This window comes from Paenarthrobacter sp. 2TAF44, assembly GCF_052114885.1.
Taxonomy (GTDB): domain Bacteria; phylum Actinomycetota; class Actinomycetes; order Actinomycetales; family Micrococcaceae; genus Arthrobacter.
In genome coordinates this window covers 22,353-39,131 of the sequence record NZ_JBFRFP010000023.1, presented here as the reverse complement: position 1 = coordinate 39,131, position 16,779 = coordinate 22,353, and the positions used below count along the sequence as shown (strand labels likewise).

Annotated in this window: 13 protein-coding genes; 9 read left to right on the top strand and 4 right to left on the bottom strand. The window is 63.4% G+C overall.

Annotation, left to right across the window (positions count from 1 at the left end; translation table 11 throughout):
* Both AB4Z15_RS19530 and AB4Z15_RS19525 read right to left on the bottom strand, forming a co-directional pair.
* A complete protein-coding gene (locus tag AB4Z15_RS19530; RefSeq protein WP_442018591.1) occupies positions 1-1,383 on the bottom strand; it encodes an MFS transporter in 1,383 nt (460 codons plus the stop codon).
* A gap of 772 nt (positions 1,384-2,155) precedes the next feature.
* Entirely contained in the window at positions 2,156-2,827 is a 672-nt protein-coding gene (locus tag AB4Z15_RS19525) for a GntR family transcriptional regulator (RefSeq protein WP_442004517.1), read from the bottom strand.
* A 151-nt stretch (positions 2,828-2,978) separates the two neighbouring features.
* Here AB4Z15_RS19525 and glyA point away from each other — a divergent pair, with 151 nt between their 5' ends.
* From glyA to purU, 7 genes are read left to right on the top strand one after another with little or no spacing between them, the layout of a single operon-like run.
* The gene (gene glyA / locus AB4Z15_RS19520) at positions 2,979-4,364 is read left to right on the top strand and encodes a serine hydroxymethyltransferase (RefSeq protein ID WP_442018590.1); all 1,386 of its coding nucleotides are present in this window, start codon (positions 2,979-2,981) and stop codon (positions 4,362-4,364) included.
* The gene (locus tag AB4Z15_RS19515) at positions 4,361-5,581 is read left to right on the top strand and encodes a sarcosine oxidase subunit beta family protein (protein WP_442018589.1); all 1,221 of its coding nucleotides are present in this window, start codon (positions 4,361-4,363) and stop codon (positions 5,579-5,581) included. The genes glyA and AB4Z15_RS19515 overlap by 4 nt, the downstream gene beginning before the upstream one ends.
* 16 nt (positions 5,582-5,597) lie before the next feature.
* Positions 5,598-5,975 (top strand): sarcosine oxidase subunit delta, encoded by a 378-nt coding sequence (locus AB4Z15_RS19510; protein ID WP_442018588.1) that lies wholly within the window; start codon positions 5,598-5,600, stop codon positions 5,973-5,975.
* A 2-nt stretch (positions 5,976-5,977) separates the two neighbouring features.
* Positions 5,978-8,923, top strand: a complete 2,946-nt coding sequence (locus AB4Z15_RS19505; RefSeq protein WP_442018587.1) for a 2Fe-2S iron-sulfur cluster-binding protein — start codon at positions 5,978-5,980, stop codon at positions 8,921-8,923.
* Positions 8,916-9,560: a sarcosine oxidase subunit gamma gene (locus AB4Z15_RS19500; protein WP_442018586.1), complete on the top strand. Its 645-nt coding sequence runs from the start codon at positions 8,916-8,918 to the stop codon at positions 9,558-9,560. The genes AB4Z15_RS19505 and AB4Z15_RS19500 overlap by 8 nt, the downstream gene beginning before the upstream one ends.
* Positions 9,560-10,951, top strand: coding sequence for an L-serine ammonia-lyase (locus AB4Z15_RS19495; protein WP_442018585.1), 1,392 nt, complete (start codon positions 9,560-9,562; stop codon positions 10,949-10,951). The genes AB4Z15_RS19500 and AB4Z15_RS19495 overlap by 1 nt, the downstream gene beginning before the upstream one ends.
* Before the next feature lie 2 nt (positions 10,952-10,953).
* The gene (purU, locus tag AB4Z15_RS19490; protein WP_442018584.1) at positions 10,954-11,853 is read left to right on the top strand and encodes a formyltetrahydrofolate deformylase; all 900 of its coding nucleotides are present in this window, start codon (positions 10,954-10,956) and stop codon (positions 11,851-11,853) included.
* An 84-nt stretch (positions 11,854-11,937) separates the two neighbouring features.
* On the opposite strand, the gene AB4Z15_RS19485 is transcribed toward purU, so the two are convergent.
* Positions 11,938-13,458 carry a PucR family transcriptional regulator gene (locus tag AB4Z15_RS19485; protein ID WP_442018583.1) on the bottom strand — a complete coding sequence of 507 codons (1,521 nt, stop codon included), beginning with the start codon at positions 13,456-13,458 and terminating at the stop codon, positions 11,938-11,940.
* 109 nt (positions 13,459-13,567) lie between these two features.
* Between AB4Z15_RS19485 and AB4Z15_RS19480 the strand changes: the two genes are divergently transcribed.
* Positions 13,568-15,166, top strand: coding sequence for a purine-cytosine permease family protein (locus AB4Z15_RS19480; protein ID WP_442018582.1), 1,599 nt, complete (start codon positions 13,568-13,570; stop codon positions 15,164-15,166).
* On the top strand, positions 15,163-16,110 hold the full coding sequence (locus tag AB4Z15_RS19475; protein WP_442018581.1) for a polysaccharide deacetylase family protein: 948 nt from the start codon (positions 15,163-15,165) through the stop codon (positions 16,108-16,110). Before AB4Z15_RS19480 ends, AB4Z15_RS19475 begins: the two co-directional genes overlap by 4 nt.
* Before the next feature lie 75 nt (positions 16,111-16,185).
* Here the strand turns inward: AB4Z15_RS19475 and AB4Z15_RS19470 are convergent, their stop codons facing one another.
* Positions 16,186-16,689 carry a DUF456 domain-containing protein gene (locus tag AB4Z15_RS19470; protein WP_442018580.1) on the bottom strand — a complete coding sequence of 168 codons (504 nt, stop codon included), beginning with the start codon at positions 16,687-16,689 and terminating at the stop codon, positions 16,186-16,188.
* Between the last annotated feature and the right edge of the window lie 90 nt (positions 16,690-16,779).

The window sequence follows — 16,779 nt, the reverse complement described above, 5'->3', positions numbered from 1 at the left end:
TCAGACCTGCTGCAGTGGCTTCTTGGAAGTCTCGGCGGCGAACAGGACTGCGATGAGGGAAACAAGGGCGGCAGCCACGAGGTACCAGCCGGGGGCCAGCTGATTGTGGGTCATGCCGATGGGGAGCGTTGCCATGAACGGCGCAGTGCCGCCGAACAACGCGTTGGAGAGGTTGAAACTGACAGCGAAGCCGGTGTAGCGGACCTTCGTCGGGAAGAGTTCGGCCAGGAAGCTGGGTAGTGTGCCGTCGTTGAGGGTGAGCATTCCGCCCAGCAGGATCTGGACCAGCACGATCACCAGGAAGTTGCGGGTATCCAGGAGCATGAACGCAGGGACGGTCAGCACCACGAACAGGACAGACGCGGTGATGAGCATCCGTTTACGGCCGAACTTGTCCGACGCGATGCCGGTCAGGAAGATGAAGCCGATGTAACTGGCCAGGGCGATCGTGGTAGCCAGGAACGATTCCGCCGCTCCGAAGCCCAGTTCCACTGACAGGTATGTGGGCATGTAGCTGAGGATCACGTAGAAGCCGACGGCGTTCAGCAGCACTGCGCCCGTGGCGATGATGAGTTGCTTACGGTACGTCTTGAACATCGCCAGGGCGGGAGCCTTGACTGTGGGCTCCTTCTCGGACAGCTCACGGAACGCGGGCGTGTCCTCGAGCTTGGTGCGGATGTACCTGCCGATCAAGCCCATTGGCGCAGCCAACAGGAACGGCAGGCGCCAACCCCAGTCGTTCAGCTGTTCTGCCGTGAGGACTGAACTCAGCAGAGCGGCCAGCAAGGAACCCAGCAGAAGACCCGCTGCGGTACTGGCAGGCACGACGGCGGCGTAGAGTCCGCGGCGATTCGACGGCGCGTACTCCACCAGGAAGGCGGACGCGCCGGCGTACTCACCGGCAGCGGAGAAGCCCTGGACCACCCTGACGAGCAGCAGCAGGATGGGGGCCATCACGCCGATAGTGGCGTACCCGGGGATCAGGGCGATGCAGAACGTGGCCACCGACATCAGGACGATCGAGAGCGACAACGCCTGTTTCCGGCCCAGCCTGTCTCCGATGTGGCCCCAGATGAATCCGCCAAGCGGTCTTACGAAGAAGCTGACCGCAAAGACGCCGAATGTCGCGAGCAAGGCTGTTTGGCGATCGGATTCCGGGAAGAAAACGGTCGAGATTATGCCGGCCAGGTATCCGTAGACGGCGTAGTCGAACCACTCAACGAAGTTGCCGATGAAGCTCGCAGTGACGACGCGTCGGCGGGTGTCCTTGCTGACTGTGTGATTGCTGACTGTGTGATTGGGGCCGGGCTGGGGAGAAGTGCCATGTCCGCCATTGGACCGATCTCCCGGAGCGGCTGCCACAGAGGAAAGTTCATTACTCATGTGTTCCACCAAGAATATTTTGGGGTTGCAGTAGAAGCAACGCTGTTGCACCAGACTACGTGTGGGCCGCGTCACGGTCAAGAGTGTTTCCAAAAGTCATCGAAGGCTCACCGGGCCGCTCCAGACGTATCCAGCGACGGAGAGCCGGATCCCATCATTGTTGCAGTGAGGAAGACCATGTTGCATCAGTCGCCCCAAACCCCCGATGTTCTCTCACATCGTGCAGCCGATTTCGGAACGTTCTCTCACTTCCACGAAGAAAGCCCGACGCCGGGCACCCCAGGTGAGCACCGACGTCGGGCTTTAGCGCGTGACAGCTATTCAACCGCCGGCGCAGGACGTGAGAGAAGGAACGCCACAAGACGGCAGGACGTGAGAGAGCATCGGGGGGTATCGGGCAGGGCGCGGGGGTATCGGGCAGCGCGCGTCTAAGCGACGAAGGAGCGGAGACCTGGAGGACCCCACTGATCACCTCTGACACACAGCCGCTCCCCAGATGTTCTCTCACATCCTGCAGCCGATTTCGGGAACGTTCTGTCACTTCCACGAAGAAGGCCCGACGTCGGGGCAGCCAGGGGTGCCGACGTCGGGCTTTAGCACGTGACGGCTATTCAGCCGCCGCCGCAAGACATGAGAGAAGGACCGCCAGAAGGCCATTGGACATGAGAGAAGGATCGCCCAAAGGCCGTTGGACATGAGAGAAGGACCGCCAAAAGACCGCAGGACGTGAGCGAACATCGGGAGGGGGCAGGGTTGTCCGGAAGGGCGGGGCCTAGAGGACCTTGCGGATTGTCTCTTCGAAGCTGACCACGTGGTGCAGGGCGAGCTCGGCGGCGCGGTCTTCGTCACCGTCGGCTATGGCGGTCAGCAGTTCCGCGTGCTCGGAGATGTGGCCTGAGACGGAGGGCATCCGTTCCAGCATGTAGCACCAGATGCGGGTGGCGAGGTTGTCGTACCGGATCAGGACGTCTTCCAGGTGTGCGTTCGCCGAGGCCTTGTAGATCAGGCGGTGAACCTGGATGTCGTAGCGCATGAGTTCCTGGGAGGAATTGTCCTGGCCTTCAAGATCACGAATTGCACCAGCGACGGCGCGGAGCTCTGAACGCATGGCGGGGCTGGCCATGCGGGCAGCCTTCCTGGAGGCGAGTGGCTCCAGCAGTTCGCGGATCTCGGAGACCTCGGCCAGCTGAGTGATGTCCACGCCGGTGGCGAATGTCCCACGGCGTGGATAGGAGACAACCAGGTGGTCGCTTTCGAGGCGCTTGATGGCCTCGCGGACGGGCGTGCGCCCAATCCCGAGTTCCGCAGCTATCTGGCCATCGTTGATGGGGTCGCCGGGTTTGATGTCCAGCATGATGAGCCTGTCGCGCAGGAGCAGATAGGCGTTCTCCGCCAGGGACGAACCCTGCGGAGTTGATTCCAGTGCTTCCAATGCGGCGCTCATTGCTCTCTCCCGTTGCTCGTACTTCAGTCTGCTGGATGAGTTACCGCAGTCCTGTTGACGACCATGTGATCTTCAACATACTATGGCAATAGTTCTAATATATCAGTTGCCTAACAGTCGGCCACTAGACAAGCTTTTGAAGGAGAACACCATGGTTGCACCGCTGATCCGCCCGCTCGCACAGGCGGACCCGGAGGTCGATCAGGCGATCGCCCTGGAACTCATCCGCCAGCAGTCCACGCTGGAAATGATCGCCTCTGAGAACTTCGCCCCCACGGCCGTCATGGAAGCACAGGGCTCGGTCCTTACCAACAAGTACGCCGAAGGCTACCCAGGCAAGCGCTACTACGGCGGCTGCGAACACGTTGATGTGATCGAGCAGCTGGCCATCGACCGCCTGAAGTCCCTGTTTGGCGCAGAATTCGCCAACGTCCAGCCGCACTCCGGTGCCCAGGCAAACGCCTCGGCCATGCACGCACTGATCACCCCTGGCGACACCATCATGGGCCTGAACCTGGCCCACGGCGGCCACCTGACCCACGGTATGCGCATCAACTTCTCCGGCAAGCTGTACAAGGTTGTGCCGTACGGCGTCCGCGAGGACACCCACACCGTAGACATGGCTGAAGTTGAGCGCCTCGCCCTCGAGAGCAAGCCGCAGCTCATCGTCGCCGGCTGGTCCGCTTACTCCCGCCAGTTGGACTTCGCGGAGTTCCGCCGCATCGCGGACCTGGTGGGCGCCTACTTGATGGTGGACATGGCTCACTTCGCTGGCCTGGTCGCAGCTGGACTGCACCCGAGCCCGGTCCCGCACGCCCACATTGTCACCAGCACCACGCACAAGACCCTGGGCGGTCCCCGCGGTGGCGTCATCCTGACGAACGACGCCGACATCGCCAAGAAGGTTAACTCCGCCGTATTCCCTGGCCAGCAGGGCGGTCCACTGGAGCACGTCATTGCTGCCAAGGCCGTGGCCTTCAAGATGGCTGCCGAGCCGGAGTTCCAGGAACGCCAGGTCCGCGTACTCGAGGGTTCCAAGATCCTGGCCGATCGCCTCCTCCAGGACGACGTAGCCGCAGCCGGCATTTCCGTGGTCAGCGGTGGGACCGACGTTCACCTTGTGCTCGCCGATCTCCGCCACTCCGTCCTTAACGGCCAGCAGGCCGAGGACACGCTGCACCGCATTGGCATCACGGTCAACCGCAACGCCGTCCCGTTCGACCCCCGCCCGCCGATGGTTTCCTCGGGCCTGCGCATCGGCACCCCCGCCCTCGCCGCCCGCGGCTTCGGCGCTGAGGACTTCATGGAAGTCTCGGACATCATTGCGACGGCGTTGATCGCCGCAGCCAACAGCGGCACCCAAGCAGGCAGCACCGAAAGCGGCACCGAAGGTGACGTCACTTTGGACGAAGCCACCGCCGTCGAACTCCGCCGCCGCGTAACCGCCCTGGCCGACAAATTCCCGCTTTACCCACACCTCAGTAACGGCAACGACGCCGCAACTGAACTCGAAGAAATGATTGGAGCAGCCCAGTGAGCGCGGACCACCTCCCCGAACACCCCGACTTCCTCTGGCGCAACCCGGACCCAAAGAAGAGCTACGACGCCGTTATTGTTGGCGGCGGCGGGCACGGCCTGGCAACGGCCTACTTCCTGGCCAAGAACCACGGCATGACCAACATCGCCATCCTCGAAAAGGGCTGGCTGGCCGGTGGCAACATGGCCCGCAACACCACCATCATCCGGTCCAACTACCTCTGGGACGAGAGTGCTGCGATTTACGAGCACGCCCTCAAACTGTGGGAAATCCTGCCGGAAGAGCTGGAGTACGACTTCCTGTTCAGCCAGCGCGGCGTGATGAACCTCGCCCACACCCTAGGCGACGTCCGGGAAAGCATGCGCCGCGTGGGCGCCAACCGCCTCAATGGCGTGGACGCCGAGTGGCTGGACCCTGACCAGGTCAAGGAACTTTGCCCCATCCTGAACACCAGCGACAACATCCGTTACCCGGTCATGGGCGCCACCTACCAGCCACGTGCCGGCATCGCCAAGCACGACCACGTGGCCTGGGCCTTCGCTCGCAAGTGCGATGAACTCGGCGTGGATATCATCCAGAACTGCGAAGTTACCGGCTTCATCAAGGACGGAAACCGGGTTACCGGTGTCAAGACAAGCCGTGGCAACATCAACACCGAAAAGGTGGGCCTTTGCGCCGCGGGCCACAGCTCGGTCCTCGCAGAGATGGCCGGCTTCCGCCTCCCGATCCAGTCCCACCCGCTCCAGGCGCTCGTGTCTGAACTGCACGAGCCGGTCCACCCCACGGTGGTCATGTCCAACCACGTCCACGTTTATGTGTCCCAGGCACACAAGGGTGAACTGGTGATGGGCGCTGGCGTGGACTCCTACAACGGCTACGGCCAGCGCGGATCGTTCCACGTGATCGAAGAGCAGATGGCAGCCGCCGTGGAGCTCTTCCCGATCTTCGCCCGGGCACACGTGCTCCGGACTTGGGGCGGCATCGTAGACACCACGCTGGACGCCTCGCCGATTGTTGGCCTCACCCCCGTAGAGAACATGTTCGTCAACTGCGGTTGGGGAACGGGTGGCTTCAAGGGCACTCCTGCGGCTGGTCTGACCTTCGCGCACACCATCGCAACCGGTACCCCGCACAAGCTCAACAAGCCTTTCGCCCTGGAACGCTTCGAGACCGGCGCCCTGATCGACGAACACGGCGCCGCAGCCGTGGCCCACTAGGAAGGACGGGAAAGACATGCTACTCATTTCATGCCCCAACTGCGGGCCACGCGACGAAACCGAATTCCACTACGGCGGCCAGGCACACGTTGCCTACCCGGAGAACCCGAACGACCTCACCGACCGCGAGTGGGCTGAATACCTCTTCTACCGCGAGAACACCAAGGGTTCTTTCGCTGAACGCTGGGTCCACAGCACGGGTTGCCGCCAGTGGTTCAACATGCTGCGGGACACCGTGACCTACGACATCCAGTCCATCTACGCGATGGGCCAGCCCCGCCCCGATGGCCAGCCCCGCCCGGATGGCGGAGCCAAGCCCGATACGCAAGCGGGCCTCGCTCCCGGCGCCGCAACAACAGGCGCCACAGCCCCCACCTCCTCGGAAGGAGTCTAGAAGTGACCAGCAAGAACGCACGCCTCGCCACCGGCGGACGCATTGACCGCAGCATCGCTTGGCGCTTCACCGTGGACGGCCAGGAATTCACCGGTCACCCCGGCGACACCATCGCCTCGGCTCTGCTGGCCAATGGCCACATCAACGCAGGCAACTCCCTTTACGAGGACCGCCCCCGCGGCATCATGGCCGCCGGCGTGGAAGAGTCCAACGCCCTGGTCAAGATCGCTCCCCGCTTCCCCGGCCACGTCGCGGAATCGATGCTTCCTGCCACCGCAGTCTCACTCGTGGACGGCATGAACGTTGAGCTGCTCTCCGGTTTGGGCAAGCTTGACCCGGCAGAGGACAAGGCTGAGTACGACAAGAAGTACGTTCACACGGACGTCCTGGTGGTCGGCGGCGGTGTTGCAGGCCTTGCAGCCGCCCGCGAAGCAGTCCGCACCGGCGCCCGCGTCATCCTGATCGACGACCAGCCCGAACTGGGCGGTTCGCTCCTCTCCGGTTCAACGGCCGAAGGCCTGCAGGAAACCATCGAGGGCAAGCCGGCTCTGGAATGGGTTGCGGATGTGGAAGCCGAGTTGGTCTCCGCCGAAGAATGCACCGTGCTGAACCGCACCACCGCCTTCGGTTCCTACGATTCCAACTACTTCATCGCAGCCCAGAACCGTACGGATCATTTGACCGTTCCGGCCGCTTCGGGCGTTTCGCGCCAGCGTATCTGGCACATCCGCGCACAGCAGGTTGTGCTGGCACCGGGTGCCCACGAGCGTCCGCTGGTCTTTGAGAACAACGACCGCCCGGGCATCATGCTCGCCTCGGCAGTCCGCACGTATCTCAACCGCTACGCGGTCGCCGCCGGTTCACGCGTCGTCATCAGCACCACCAACGACTCCGCTTACTTGCTCGCCGCGGACCTGAAGGCAGCAGGCGTGGCGATTGCCGCCGTCGTCGATGCCCGTCCGCAGATCAGCGCGAAGGCCGCCGCCGCCGTCGAGTCCGGTGTCCGGGTCCTCATTGGCAGCGCGGTTGCTGACACGAGCGCCGATGACGCGGGCCGCCTGAATGGCGTCACCGTCCGCAGCATTAACGACGACGGCGAACTCACCTCGGGCGTCGAGCACATCGCCGCCGATCTGCTTGCCGTTTCCGGCGGCTGGAGCCCTGTGGTGCACCTCCACAGCCAGCGCCAGGGCAAGCTGCGCTGGGACGATGAACTCGCCGCTTTTGTTCCTTCCACGGTGGTTCGGGACCAGCAGGTTGTTGGCGCAGGCCGCGGCAGCTACGAACTCCAGGACTGCCTGGCAGAGGGCGTCTCCGCCGGAGCGGCAGCATCCATCGCTGCTGGCTTTGAGTCCGCAACCACCCCGGTGGACCTGCAGGCACCCGTGGCGAGTGCCCCGACCCGTCAGCTGTGGCTTGTTCCCGGTCAGACCGGTGAGCCGGGCGAGTGGCACCACCACTTCGTTGACTTCCAGCGCGACCAGTCCGTCGCTGACGTCCTCCGCTCCACCGGCGCCGGCATGCGCTCGGTGGAACACGTGAAGCGGTACACCTCCATCAGCACCGCCAACGATCAAGGCAAGACCTCCGGCGTCAACGCGATCGGTGTCATCGCCGCTGCGTTGAAGTTCGGCGGCGCGGAAAGCGTTCCGGGCGTCGGCGAGATCGGCACCACCGCCTACCGCGCACCGTTCACCCCGGTCGCATTCGCCGCTTTGGCTGGTCGCCAGCGCGGTGAGCTGTTCGATCCCGCCCGAGTGACCTCCATCCACCCGTGGCACGTTGCCCAGGGTGCTCTGTTCGAAGACGTTGGACAGTGGAAGCGCCCTTGGTACTACCCGCAGTCCGGCGAGGACATGGACACGGCAGTCCTGCGTGAGTGCGCAGCGGTCCGCGATTCCGTGGGCTTCATGGACGCAACCACGCTCGGCAAGATCGAGATCCGGGGCAAGGACGCCGGCGAATTCCTGAACCGCGTGTACACCAACGCGTTCAAGAAGCTCGCACCGGGATCCGCCCGCTACGGCGTCATGTGCACCCCGGACGGCATGATCTTCGACGACGGCGTGACCCTCCGCCTGGACGACGACCGCTTCTTCATGACCACCACCACCGGTGGCGCAGCCAAGGTGCTGGACTGGTTGGAAGAGTGGCACCAGACGGAGTGGCCGGAACTCGACGTGGTCTTCACATCCGTCACCGAGCAGTGGAGCACCATTGCCGTCGTCGGTCCCAAGTCCCGTGCAGTGATCGCCAAGGTTGCTCCCCAGCTCGCCGAAAACGGTGGCCTGGACGCAGAAGCCTTCCCGTTCATGACGTTCCGCGAGACCACCCTGGCTTCTGGAGTGCAGGCTCGTGTTTGCCGTATCTCCTTCTCCGGTGAACTGGCCTACGAAATCAACATCCCGTCGTGGTACGGGCTCAACGCCTGGGAAGCCGTTGCTGCTGCGGGTGCCGAGTTCAACATCACCCCCTACGGCACGGAGACCATGCACGTGCTCCGGGCTGAGAAGGGTTACCCGATCGTCGGGCAGGACACCGATGGCACGGTCACCCCGCAGGACGCCGGCATGGACTGGATTGTTTCCAAGGCCAAGGACTTCATCGGCAAGCGCTCCTACCTCCGCAAGGACGCAAGCCGCGAGGACCGCAAGCACCTGGTGAGCGTCCTTCCCGTGGATCACTCGCTGAGGCTGCCGGAAGGCACGCAGCTTGTGGAGAAGGGCATCCCCGTCAACCCGGCGTACGGACCCGTCCCCATGGAAGGCTTCGTGACTTCGAGCTACCACAGTGCCGCATTGGGCCGTTCCTTCGGCCTGGCCCTGATCCAAAACGGCCGCAACCGCATCGGCGAGACCCTCGTGGCCTCGGTGGGAGACCAATTGGTGGACGTGGTTGTCGGCGAAACCGTACTTTTCGATGCTGAAGGGACCCGCAAAGATGGCTGAAACAGCAACACCAGCAGAAACCGCACACGTCGACCGCGTACGGGGTGCCCGCCGCAGCCCGGCCGAGCACCTGGCTGACGCCTTCACCTCCGGCTCAGTGCCGGGCACGGTGACGCTCAAGGAAATCCCGTACCAGGCCATGGTGGGTATCCGGGTTGAGCGAACGTCCGACGCCGGAACCCGCGTTGCGTCCATCACCGGCGGTTTGCCTGCCACTTGTGGTGAAGTGACGGGATCGGACTCCGTCAACGTACTCTGGCTTGGCCCCACCGAGTTCCTGGTGGTCGCTCCGGAGGAGTCCCACGACTCGCTGGGCGGCTCCTTGGTCAGCGACCTGACCACGGCACTGGGCAGCCATGAAGGCCAGGTAGTGGACCTGTCCGCCAACCGCACCACGTTCGAGCTCTCCGGCAGCCACGCCCGCGCTGTGCTCGAAAAGACGTGCTCGTTGGACCTTCACCCCCGCGTCTTCAAGGCCGGCACAGCCGTGTCAACGGAGCTCGCACACATCCCCGTAATGCTGTGGAAGACCTCGGACGAGAACTACCGGATCTTTCCCCGGGCCTCGTTTGCCGACTTCCTGGGACGCTGGCTCCTCGATGCCATGCGGGAGTACGCCTCCCCCGAGGTCCCCTAATGGCACTGAGTGTGCTTGATCTGTTTTCTGTTGGCATCGGGCCGTCGTCTTCACACACGGTCGGCCCGATGCGGGCGGCAAAGCAGTTCACGGACGGTCTTGAATCGTCCGGCCAGCTTCCGGCTACGGTGCGCGTCCAGGCTGAGCTCTTCGGCTCCCTGGGCGCCACCGGCCGGGGCCACGGCTCCGACAAAGCCGTGGTGCTGGGGCTGCAGGGCCACTCACCCGAAACCGTCGACACCAAAACCGCTGACGACCAAGTGGCATCAGCAGCCCTCGACGCCGAACTGCGCTTGGGCGGCGACCACCGGGTGGACTTCAATTGGGACGAGGACGTGATCCTCCACCGCCGCAAGTCCCTTCCGGCACACCCCAACGGCATGACCTTCCGGGCGCTTGACCACACCGGGGCTGTACTGCGTGAGCGCAGCTACTACTCGATCGGTGGCGGTTTTGTGGTGGATGGGGATGCCACGGGCACGGACAAAGTAGTAGCCGATGACACCGTGCTGCCCTACCCGTTCACAACCGCTGACGAGTTGCTTGCCATTTGTTCGCGCGAGGGCATGTCGATTTCCGATGTCATGTTGGCCAACGAACTCGTCTGGCGGTCTGAGGAGGAGCTCCGCGAGCGCCTTCTGGGCATCTGGGCTGTCATGCGTGAATGCGTGGACAACGGCTGCTCGGCCGAGGGAATCCTCCCTGGAGGTTTGAAAGTCAGGCGACGGGCGCCGTCGTTGTTTAAGAAGCTTTCCGAGACCGACGCCGAGTTGAAGGGCGAATCGTCAGCGGACCCCTTGCTCGCCATGGAATGGGTGAACCTGTTCGCGTTGGCGGTCAACGAGGAGAACGCGGCTGGCGGCAGGATCGTCACTGCACCGACCAATGGTGCCGCGGGAATTGTCCCTGCAGTGCTGCACTATTACACAAAGTTTGTTCCAGGAGCCAACGACGACGGCGTCGTGCGGTTCCTGCTCGCGGCGGCCGCCGTCGGGATTCTCTTCAAGATCAACGCCTCCATTTCAGGTGCCGAAGTGGGCTGCCAGGGCGAGGTGGGTTCCGCTTGCTCCATGGCCGCTGCAGGCCTTTGCGAAGTCCTGGGCGGAACGCCGGAGCAGGTGGAGAACGCCGCCGAGGTGGGCATCGAGCACAACCTGGGCCTCACCTGCGATCCCGTGGGCGGACTGGTGCAGATCCCGTGCATCGAACGCAATGCCATCGCCAGCGTCAAGGCGATCAACGCTGCCCGCCTTGCCCTGCACGGAGATGGCAGCCACAAAGTGTCCCTGGACAAGGCCATCAAGACCATGCGCGAAACAGGCGCCGACATGAAATCCAAATACAAGGAGACCTCCCGCGGAGGACTCGCCGTCAACGTAGTGGAGTGCTAGCCATGACTGCCATCCAAACCGAATCTTCTACCGATTCCTCCACCGGGACCACCGTGGAGCACGTCCTTACCTTGGACTGCCCTGAAGGTCCCGGAATCGTGCACGCTGTGTCCGGCTTCCTGCTGGAGCATGGCTGCGACATCATCGACAACAAGCAGTACGGTGACCGCGCCGAGGGCCACTTCTTCATGCGGGTTCACTTCGCGTCCTCCGGTGACGAGACCACTGTGGATGCTTTGCGTGCTGCGTTTTCCCCTGTGGGCGAGAAGTACGCGATGAACTGGCAGCTGGAACGCCAAGGGTCCAAGCGTCGCGTGTTGATCATGGTGTCGAAGTTTGGGCACTGCCTGAACGACCTGCTGTTCCGTGCGCGGATCGGTGAGCTTCCGATCGATGTGGTGGGCGTCGTGTCCAACCACACCGATCACCAGGGCTTGGCTGAGTGGCACGGGATTCCCTTCTTCCACGTCCCCGTTACGGCTGCCACCAAGCCTGCGGCGGAAGCACGTTTGCTGGACATCATCGACGAACTGGACGTGGAACTCATTGTGCTGGCCCGGTACATGCAGGTGCTCAGCGACGATCTCGCCCGCAAGCTCGACGGGCGCGCCATCAACATCCACCACTCATTCCTGCCCAGCTTCAAGGGTGCCAAGCCGTATCACCAGGCCTACGCCCGCGGAGTGAAGACCGTGGGTGCCACCGCCCACTACGTCAACGGCGAGCTGGACGAGGGCCCGATCATCTCCCAGCAGGTGGTTGAGGTGGATCACACGTTCGGACCGGACGATCTCGTAGCCGCCGGTCGGGACACGGAGTGCAAGGCCCTCAGCAACGCCGTTCGTTGGCACTGCGAGGGGCGGATCATCCTGAATGGGAACAGGACGATTGTGCTGAAGTAAGGCCTTGCGCGCCCCATTTCGATGGTTCCCTGCACAGACGCTGTTGCGAACGGCGGTGTGTGCAGGGAACCATCGAATTGGCGTTTAAGGGGTTTTACGAGCCAGCCGCGCCAGCCGCGCCGCCAGGTGCAGGGCAGCCAGCCTTCCCGTTCCCCGGGGATCTCCACCACACAGCTCGAAGATTCGCTGCAGCCGTTGATGCATGGACTGCCGTTCCAAGTGCAGTTCGCGTGCGGCCTGGGCTGTGTTGCAGCCTGTGTCCAGCCAGACGGTCAGCGTCCGCAGAAGCTGGGATCGCCGCAGCCGGTCATGCTCGACGACGGCACCCAACTGCCGCTGCACGAACCCTTCGCGGGTGACCGGGTCCAGATGTTCCTCGGCGAGGCGTTCCACGGCGAAGGCCTCAGCATCCACCACGCCTCCTCCCACCAGATCCAGGTCCAGCGTCCGGCGTGCCTCCGCCAGCGACCACGGAGCCTCATCGATCCCTTTGCCTGCCGGGCCAAGCGCTATCGCAGATCCGGCTGGCGTCTCCAATGCCCGGAGCCCATCCATCAGAGCTGCCCGGGTTGCTGCGCCATCCCCAAGGGAAGCGAGCGCGATCAGCTCCGCATTATCCGCATAGCTGGCACTGTGCGGCACGTGCATACGCAGCAGTGCATCAAGGGCCGAGCGAAGATGCCCTGCACCGGTGGAGCGGATCACCAGCGCAGCAACCGGGCCATTGGCGGGAAAGCCCGACGCCGGTCCGAGCTGCTGGAGCTGCCACGATTGGCTGCCGGAATTGATGGCACGCATCAGTTCAATGCCCGCCAACTCCTTCAATCCTGGCGGCATCCGCTGCAACAGGGCCAAGCCAAGGATGTCCACGGACCGCTCTCCCGCCACGCGCGCGAGGCCACTATCGCCGTCGTCGGGCACGTGCAGCTCCAAGCGGGCGGCGAGGACGCCACGCACCGGCACATCAACCGTGATGAGCCCACTGTCCTCCGCCAGCGAATCCGAGCCGGCCGCTGGACCCGCTGCCGAGCCTACTGCCGAGCTCGCCGCGGAACCTAGGGTGAGGCCCGACGGCGATACCAACCGCGCGCTGGCACCTGTCCGTTCTGCCAAGACAGCCAGAAGTTGGTCAAGTCCGCCGCCATGGGCGAGTTCGGCGGCCATCGCGTGGCTGGTTTGATCGCCGCGTTGAAGCTGTTCGACGGACTCGCTGACCAGGAGCGAGTTGATCTCCTGCATGACGGCAACGAAAGGAACAACGTGACGCAATTCAATAACGGGCAGGCCCGCGGCTTCGGCAGCTTCCAGCATGGGACCGGGAACTTCGGGCAGTGTCGATCCGGTTTCCAGTGCCAGTGCAGCTATTCCGCGGGCCGCTAGCTCCCGGACGTATTGGGCTTGCCGTTCGGAGCTCTCAAGGGCAAGCGCCTGGCCGCCGCTGAGGAGCAGTTCGCCACCGCTGAGGAGCGGAGCGATGTCCAAAACCTCGCTGGAGTGCACCCAACGGACGGGGCGGGTCAGGGCGTCCGCCACCGAGTTAAGGAGACGGGGCTCGGCGGCTTTGAGGCTTTCACGCTCCAAGGCTTGGCCTAGAAGGATAGACATGACACTCCGTAAGGTTGAATACAGTTTCTTTAGACACATCGTATCTTGTTGCTGTGATCTGTGGCACATACGCTGATGGAGTCCCTTTCACACACGGAGGATCTCCCTCATGCAAGACAACCTCTCCCCTGCGTCATCGCAGCCTGCCTCACAGCAGCCTGCTTCAGCGCGGCCAGGCTCAGCGCAGTCAGGTCCGGCAACGGCGCCGGCCCATGACAGCGAAGCCTGGCTGCAGCCCATCCCCGAGTCAGACCGTACGCGCAAGGTCTCAGGTCAATTCTGGATATGGGCCGGCGCAAACCTCGCTCCTATCAACTGGGTGCTGGGCGCACTCGGAATCCACCTCGGCCTCGGCTTTGCCGACACCGTCTTTGTGCTCGTCCTGGGCAACCTGATCGGCATGCTGCTGTTTGGCTGCTTCGTCCTCCTTGGCCAAAAGACCGGCGCCACAGGCATGGTCCTGGCTCGGGCCGCCTTCGGCCGGCGCGGCAACTACCTCCCCGCCGCAATCCAGGCACTCCTGGTCATCGGATGGTGCGCGGTCAATACGTGGATCATCCTGGACCTTGTCATGGCTCTCTTCGGAACGCTGGGCTGGGTGGATCCCACCGCAAAGAACTACGTCTGGAAGATCGGCGTCGCCACCGTCATCATGGCCGCCCAGGTTGCCATTGCCTGGTTCGGCTACAAGGCGATCGCCGCTTTCGAAAAGTGGACTGTTCCGCCCACCATCATCATCCTGGCCGTCATGTCCGCCGTCGCATGGATCGGCATGAAGATCGATTGGGGTTACGCAGGTCCAGCTGGCCACATCCTTGAGGGATCCGAGCGGATCGCTGCAATGAGCGCCGTAATGACCGCCATTGGCATCGGCTGGGGTATCACCTGGTTCACGTACGCCGCGGACTACTCGCGCTTCGTCAGCACCTCGGTTCCCAAGCGCAAGGTCTACCTGGCTTCGGTCCTTGGCCAATTCATTCCCGTGGTTTGGCTCGGCGTCCTCGGCGCGAGCCTTGCGACCAACAGCGGCGAGATCGACCCCGGCAAACTAATCGTTCAGAACTTCGGAGTCCTTGCCCTTCCTGTCCTCCTCATGGTGTTGCACGGCCCCATCGCCACCAACATCTTGAACATCTACACCTTCTCAGTGGCCACACAGGCCCTGGACATCAATATCAATCGTCGCAAGCTCAACCTGTTCGTCGGCGTCTTCTCGCTCCTCGCCGTCGTGTTCTTCATCTTCCAGGAGGACTTCGCCTCGGTGCTCGACGCCTGGCTGATCGGCCTGGTTGCGTGGGTAGCTGCATGGGGCGGCGTCATGTTGGTGCACTACTTCTGGCTGGAGAAGCGTTGGCCCGGAAAGGTTGAACGGCTCTTCGACGGCGTCGAGACCAAGCGTCTCCCTGTGATCAACTGGGCCGGAATCGTCTCCCTGCTGGTTGGCATCTTCTGCACCTGGCTGTTCATGTACGGGCTGATACCAGTGATGCAAGGCCCCATCGCGGTGGCACTTGGCGGCTGGGATCTCTCATGGTTGGCCGGCGGACTTACCAGCGCGGCAGCCTACGCAATCCTCGGGCCGCGGGCACACCGAAAGTTTGTCCTTGCCGGTTCGAACCACGTCTCCGTCACCCAAGCTGCTCCGGACGCTCCGGGCGCTCCCGAAGCTCCCGCAGTTCCCGTAGCCTCCGAAAGGACCACAGTATGAGCCAGCCCGCCTTCGCGGACTCCCTCCACCCGATCACCTGGCCAGAGGGCTTCAAAGCCGCAGCGTCCTTCACCTTCGACGTCGACGCCGAGTCCTGCACCATCGCCCACGACCCCTCCAGCACCCGGCGCATGTCCCTCATGAGCCACCAGTCGTATGGTCCAAAAATCGCCGTCCCGCGGCTCCTCCAGATCCTGGATCGCCAGGACATCAAGGGAACGTTCTTCATCCCTGGCTTCACTGCGGAGAGCTACCCGGATGTGGTGCGCAGGATCGCTGACGGTGGGCACGAAATCGCCCACCACGGCTACCTTCACGAGCCAATGCAGGGCATCGATGCCGCAACCGAGGCCAGTTACCTGGACCGGGGTTTGGAAGCACTTGCCAGCGTCGCCGGTGTTCGGCCCGTGGGCTACCGGGCTCCTTGGTGGGAGTTGAACTGGCAGTCGCCCGCGCTGCTCGCGGACCGAGGCTTCCTTTACGACTCAAGCCTGCTCGACGGCGATGCTCCCTACCGCATGTCAGTGGCCGAGGACGATCCCCGGGACATCGTCGAGATTCCTGTTGACTGGGCCTTGGATGATTGGGAGCAGTACGCCTTCTACCCCGGCATCACGGGCAGCGGGGTCATCGAAAGCCCGGCCAAGGCTTTGGAAATGTGGACTCTTGAGGCCCAGGCGCACCATGCCCAGGGCAGCTGCTTCGTCCTGACCAACCACCCGTTCATCTCCGGCCGGCCATCCAGGGCTGTCGCATTGGAGCAGCTGGTCGAACGGGTCAAGGGCCTCGACGGTATGTGGGTCACCACTCTTGCCGAGATCGCACAGCACACGAAGGATACGGTTCAGGAAATCCACACCCACGCCCGGATCGACGTCCCCTTGTTCCCGGGAGCCGGTGCTTCATTCCGCCCGGCCCAGGTGCGGATACCCACCCTTCAGTAACTCCTCGCCGAGATGGCAGCACGCCCCCATGTTCTGGCTGCACATGGGGGTCTGCTGCCATCTCGGCGAAGGTCCTTAAGCGCTTACAGCAATGATCCAAACTCCGATGATCCACGTACTCGCAGCGGCACATGCAAGACCGAACTCCACGAGGATCCCGATGCCGGTCGCCTTGAGCGCGGCGCCGCTCGTACGGACAGCCGTGCGGAAGTCACGCGTCCGCTGGACCTCGCTCAGCAGGAGCCCGACGGCGAATCCCACCAGCAATCCGACCACCGGAATCACGAACATTCCCACCACGCCGAGAACTATCCCAATCACAACGGACCTGTTGGGAATCCCATGCTGTTTCAGCTTTCGCCCTGTGAGCACTGCACTGGCGGCCATCCCGGCCACTACGAACAGCATGCCGATGGCGAAGATCACCCAGCCGAGCGTTCCGGCGCCGCCCCAAATTGCCCACGCGAGGAGGCTCGCACCAATGAGGATGCTTCCCGGAAGGACAGGGATGATGGTCCCGGCAACCCCAACCGCAATGGCTAGGCCGCACAGGATAGTCACGACGAGTTCGGCATTCATGGCCCCAAGTCTATGGGCCAGCAACGCGGGGTCACTTCTTGCCCCTTTGGGAGGCCAACATGGGCCACAAGTGACCCCGCGTTGCTTGTT

What these genes read in the sequence shown, in the direction of transcription:
- AB4Z15_RS19530 (WP_442018591.1), bottom strand. Translation starts at nt 1,383, where the DNA reads ATGAGTAATGAACTTTCCTCTGTGGCAGCCGCTCCGGGAGATCGGTCC.
- AB4Z15_RS19525 (WP_442004517.1), bottom strand. Translation starts at nt 2,827, where the DNA reads ATGAGCGCCGCATTGGAAGCACTGGAATCAACTCCGCAGGGTTCGTCC.
- glyA (WP_442018590.1), top strand. Translation starts at nt 2,979, where the DNA reads ATGGTTGCACCGCTGATCCGCCCGCTCGCACAGGCGGACCCGGAGGTC.
- AB4Z15_RS19510 (WP_442018588.1), top strand. Translation starts at nt 5,598, where the DNA reads ATGCTACTCATTTCATGCCCCAACTGCGGGCCACGCGACGAAACCGAA.
- AB4Z15_RS19500 (WP_442018586.1), top strand. Translation starts at nt 8,916, where the DNA reads ATGGCTGAAACAGCAACACCAGCAGAAACCGCACACGTCGACCGCGTA.
- AB4Z15_RS19495 (WP_442018585.1), top strand. Translation starts at nt 9,560, where the DNA reads ATGGCACTGAGTGTGCTTGATCTGTTTTCTGTTGGCATCGGGCCGTCG.
- purU (WP_442018584.1), top strand. Translation starts at nt 10,954, where the DNA reads ATGACTGCCATCCAAACCGAATCTTCTACCGATTCCTCCACCGGGACC.
- AB4Z15_RS19485 (WP_442018583.1), bottom strand. Translation starts at nt 13,458, where the DNA reads ATGTCTATCCTTCTAGGCCAAGCCTTGGAGCGTGAAAGCCTCAAAGCC.
- AB4Z15_RS19480 (WP_442018582.1), top strand. Translation starts at nt 13,568, where the DNA reads ATGCAAGACAACCTCTCCCCTGCGTCATCGCAGCCTGCCTCACAGCAG.
- AB4Z15_RS19475 (WP_442018581.1), top strand. Translation starts at nt 15,163, where the DNA reads ATGAGCCAGCCCGCCTTCGCGGACTCCCTCCACCCGATCACCTGGCCA.
- AB4Z15_RS19470 (WP_442018580.1), bottom strand. Translation starts at nt 16,689, where the DNA reads ATGAATGCCGAACTCGTCGTGACTATCCTGTGCGGCCTAGCCATTGCG.